The sequence below is a fragment of the Streptosporangium amethystogenes subsp. fukuiense genome, assembly GCF_042665875.1.
GTDB lineage: Bacteria > Actinomycetota > Actinomycetes > Streptosporangiales > Streptosporangiaceae > Streptosporangium > Streptosporangium fukuiense.
Genome location: NZ_JBHTEE010000001.1, coordinates 3596287 through 3599519, shown reverse-complemented (window position 1 = coordinate 3599519; position 3233 = coordinate 3596287). Strand labels below are relative to the sequence as shown.

Here is a 3233-nt window from a genome sequence, read left to right as displayed (position 1 = left end):
GCCGAACGACCCGGCCGGGGGGCGTTCCCCGGCCGGGTCGGATTCGTGCGGTCAGATCGCGGTCACCCGCTCGGTGCGTACCTCAGCCTTCGGCCAGCGAGATGGACCTGGACGGGCAGGCCACGACGGCCTCCCGGGCCACGGCCTGAGCCGAGTCGTCCAGGGTCTCGACCAGGACCATGACGGTTCCCTCGTCGCTCTGGTCGAAGACCTCCGGCGCGATGAGCACGCACTGGCCGGCGCCGATGCAGTGCTGGGCGTTCACATTGACACGCATGACATTCCTCATCCTTGAGAGACCGGGGGCCGTATACCCTCCCGGTCCGTCACCAACGGACCGGGAGCGCGTGCAGCCCGAACAACACACCGTCGTACTTGAACGGCAGGTCCTCGACCGCGAGATCGAGCCGAAGGGTCGGAATCCGCCGGAACAGGGAGGTGAAGACGGCCTCCATCTCGACCCTGACGAGGTTCTGCCCGAGACACTGGTGCACGCCGTACCCGAACGCGACGTGGTGGCGGGCCGAACGGCTCGGGTCGAACTCGTCGGCCCGTTCGAACGTGGCATGGTCGTGGTTCGCCGCGGCGCCGAGCGGCACGATGCCCTCGCCGGCCTTGATGACGTGCCCGCCGATCTCGATGTCCTCGATGGCCACGCGGAGCGCCACCCGGTCCGCGACGGACAGATAGCGCAGCACCTCCTCGACCACCCCGGGCGTGCCGATCCACTGCGGATTCAGCAGCAGCATGACCACGCCGAGCGCGATGTTGTTCGCCGTCGTCTCGTGCCCGGCGATCAGCAGCAGCAGGGCGACACCGGAGATCTCCTTGGGGGTCAGCACCCCGGCGGACAACAGCCGGCTGGTCAGGTCCCTGCCGGGGAACCGCTGCTTCATGGTGATCAGTTTGGAGATGTAGAGCAGCAGGTCCCTGGTCGCGGCCTCACGTTCATCGTCGGTCGACGTCAAGGTCACCAGGACGCGCGTCCTCGACTCGAAAAGCTCACGGTCCGAACGCGGCACGCCGAGCAGCTCACAGATGATCAGCGATGGCACCGGCAACGCGAACGCGGCCACCAGGTCGGCGGTGGTGCCGTCGGCGAGCATCGCGTCGATGCAGCCGTCGACGACCCTCTGGACGGCCGGGCGAAGCTCGGCGATCCGTCGTACGGTGAACTCGGGGATCAGAGCCTTGCGGAAGCGGGTGTGCTCCGGCGGGTCGTACGCGACGAACCAGCCGGGAATCTGGTCGGGCGGCGGCACCGTCCCGTTGCGCCCGATCGTCGGAAAGCCCTCGTGTAAGGGGCTGGCACTGATCCGGGGATCGGTGAGTACGGTGCGCACGTCATCATGCCGAGTGACCAGCCACACGGTGCTGCCTCCTGGCAGCGCCGACCTGACCGGCCCCGCCTGCGCCCGGAGCGAGGCGTACTCGTCCGGGGGAGAGAGCTGCCCGCGCCGCCGCCTCGGGAACTCGATGGAGATCGGATCGCCACTGTGCGTTTCCATGCTGTCGCCACATCCTTCGGCAGTGCCTGTCAGATCATTTCAGTGCCGGGTTGCCCAGGATCAGATCGGCGGCTGCCCGGACGCCTCCCGCCTCGCGCTGCGCCTTGGCGAAGAATTCGGCGCGCTCACGGAAGGCGGGGTCGTTCAGCACCTGGGTGATCTTGCCGACCACGTCGTCGACGTCGACGGTCTGCGGATCGTCCACCGTGAGGCTGACCCCGCTGTCCACGCCGCGCACCGCCTGGTCGTAGCAGTCGACCCACAGCGGCCGGATGACCTGCGGCTTGCCGAAATACAGGCCCTCGTGGAACGCGTTGGCGCCGCCGTGGTTGAAGAAGAGCCTGACGTTGGGATGGGCCAGCACGTCGAGCTGGGAGGGAATCCAGCTCTCGATCCTGAGATTCGGCGGCAACTCGTCCCTGGGCGGTAGCAGGTGTTGCTGCTGGGTCGGGAGCTTCCACAGCACGGCGTGCCTGCCGTCCAACCGGCGGGCGACCTCCACCAGCGCGTGTACTTCGTGGCGGGTCAGCCGTGTGATGGTGCCGAGCCCGACGTAGACCACGGAGGGGTTGGCGTCGAGCCAACGGGACAGGTCGTCGTCGTCCGGCGCCTCCGGCAACGGCGGGATGATGGCGCCGAGCATGTGGAACCTGTCCGGAAGGGGGAACGGGTACTCCAGCCCGAAGACCGAATAGCACAGGACGGCATCGGCACAGTCGATTTTCGACGACGGGCGGAGCGCCTCCTGCGGGAGCTGGAGCATCCTCGCGTACGAGATGCTTTTGAGCGCGAGCCTGAGCATCGTCGGATGCAGGAACATCAGCCCGGCCCGGAGCTTGAACACGGTGTTGTGGACCCGCTGCTGGAACGACATGTTCAAGGGCAGCCCGGTGTGCAGCATGGGGAATCCGCGCGGTGTCCTGGTGATGAGCAGGTTGCTCGGCAGGAAAGGCGAGCTGAGGATAAATGGGATCTTCCTCTTGAGCGCTATTATGAGCGCGAGCGGGTTCACGCTGTCGAAGACCATGAGGGCCGGCTTGAGCTCTTCGGCCAGGGCGTCGAGCGCCAGATACTTCTGCTCCCCACTGCTCGGGTCGAACCCGCGCCGCACCACCGCGTGATGTGCCTTCCAACGGGACCGCTGGGTGGCCAGCCGGTACATCTCGTCGTCCCAGTCGGCGGGGGAATGCCTCGGATCGGTCTCGCCGAGCGAGGCGAACCGCACGCCGCTTCCCTCGCCGATCTTCTCGATGTCGGCCCTGCAGGACTCATCCGTCGCGAACCACAGATCCTCCGTACCACGCCGGGCCAGCTCGGCGGCGATCACGCACAGGGGATTGAAGACACCGGCCCCTGGATTGCTGACGAACAGCACTGGCTTGCGGCTCTCGCCCATCACATACCTCCATCGCGGGAGCCGGACCGCCGAACAGCCAGTGACACGCAGGCGCCTGCTCCGGTACGGATACGTCATCGCCGTGACCGTCTTTCGTGTCCTGACGTCGGCGTGCCCGCACGGTATCGCGGCGACATTAGGGGGATCACTAGTCTTCCCGGGGGCCGGCCCGCGGACGTGGTCGGCTCGTCGGGCCGGCCCAAAGACTAGGCGTTTGCCGAGTCGCCATCGGCCTAACCTCACCGATGGGCGGCATGCTCGACGACCGTGTATGCCGCCGGTCATCCTCTTCAACCATGCGGAGACCGGTGCTGTCGCCTCCCCTCCAC

At 67.2% G+C, this 3233-nt stretch carries 3 protein-coding genes; all 3 read right to left on the bottom strand.

Going from position 1 to position 3233, the window contains the following annotated elements; translation table 11 throughout:
- Positions 1-82: 82 nt before the first annotated feature.
- The 3 genes from ACFQVD_RS15205 to ACFQVD_RS15195 are packed head-to-tail and all read right to left on the bottom strand — an operon-like array spanning position 83 to position 2904.
- A complete protein-coding gene (locus ACFQVD_RS15205; RefSeq protein ID WP_343967000.1) occupies positions 83-277 on the bottom strand; it encodes a ferredoxin in 195 nt (64 codons plus the stop codon).
- A 49-nt stretch (positions 278-326) separates the two neighbouring features.
- Positions 327-1508: a cytochrome P450 gene (locus tag ACFQVD_RS15200; protein WP_343967002.1), complete on the bottom strand. Its 1182-nt coding sequence runs from the start codon at positions 1506-1508 to the stop codon at positions 327-329.
- A 34-nt stretch (positions 1509-1542) separates the two neighbouring features.
- Entirely contained in the window at positions 1543-2904 is a 1362-nt protein-coding gene (locus ACFQVD_RS15195) for a glycosyltransferase (RefSeq protein ID WP_343967004.1), read from the bottom strand.
- Positions 2905-3233: the final 329 nt, after the last annotated feature.

Coding starts and splice junctions, on each gene's coding strand:
- ACFQVD_RS15205 (WP_343967000.1), bottom strand. CDS start 277: ATGCGTGTCAATGTGAACGCCCAGCACTGCATCGGCGCCGGCCAGTGC.
- ACFQVD_RS15200 (WP_343967002.1), bottom strand. CDS start 1,508: ATGGAAACGCACAGTGGCGATCCGATCTCCATCGAGTTCCCGAGGCGG.
- ACFQVD_RS15195 (WP_343967004.1), bottom strand. CDS start 2,904: ATGGGCGAGAGCCGCAAGCCAGTGCTGTTCGTCAGCAATCCAGGGGCC.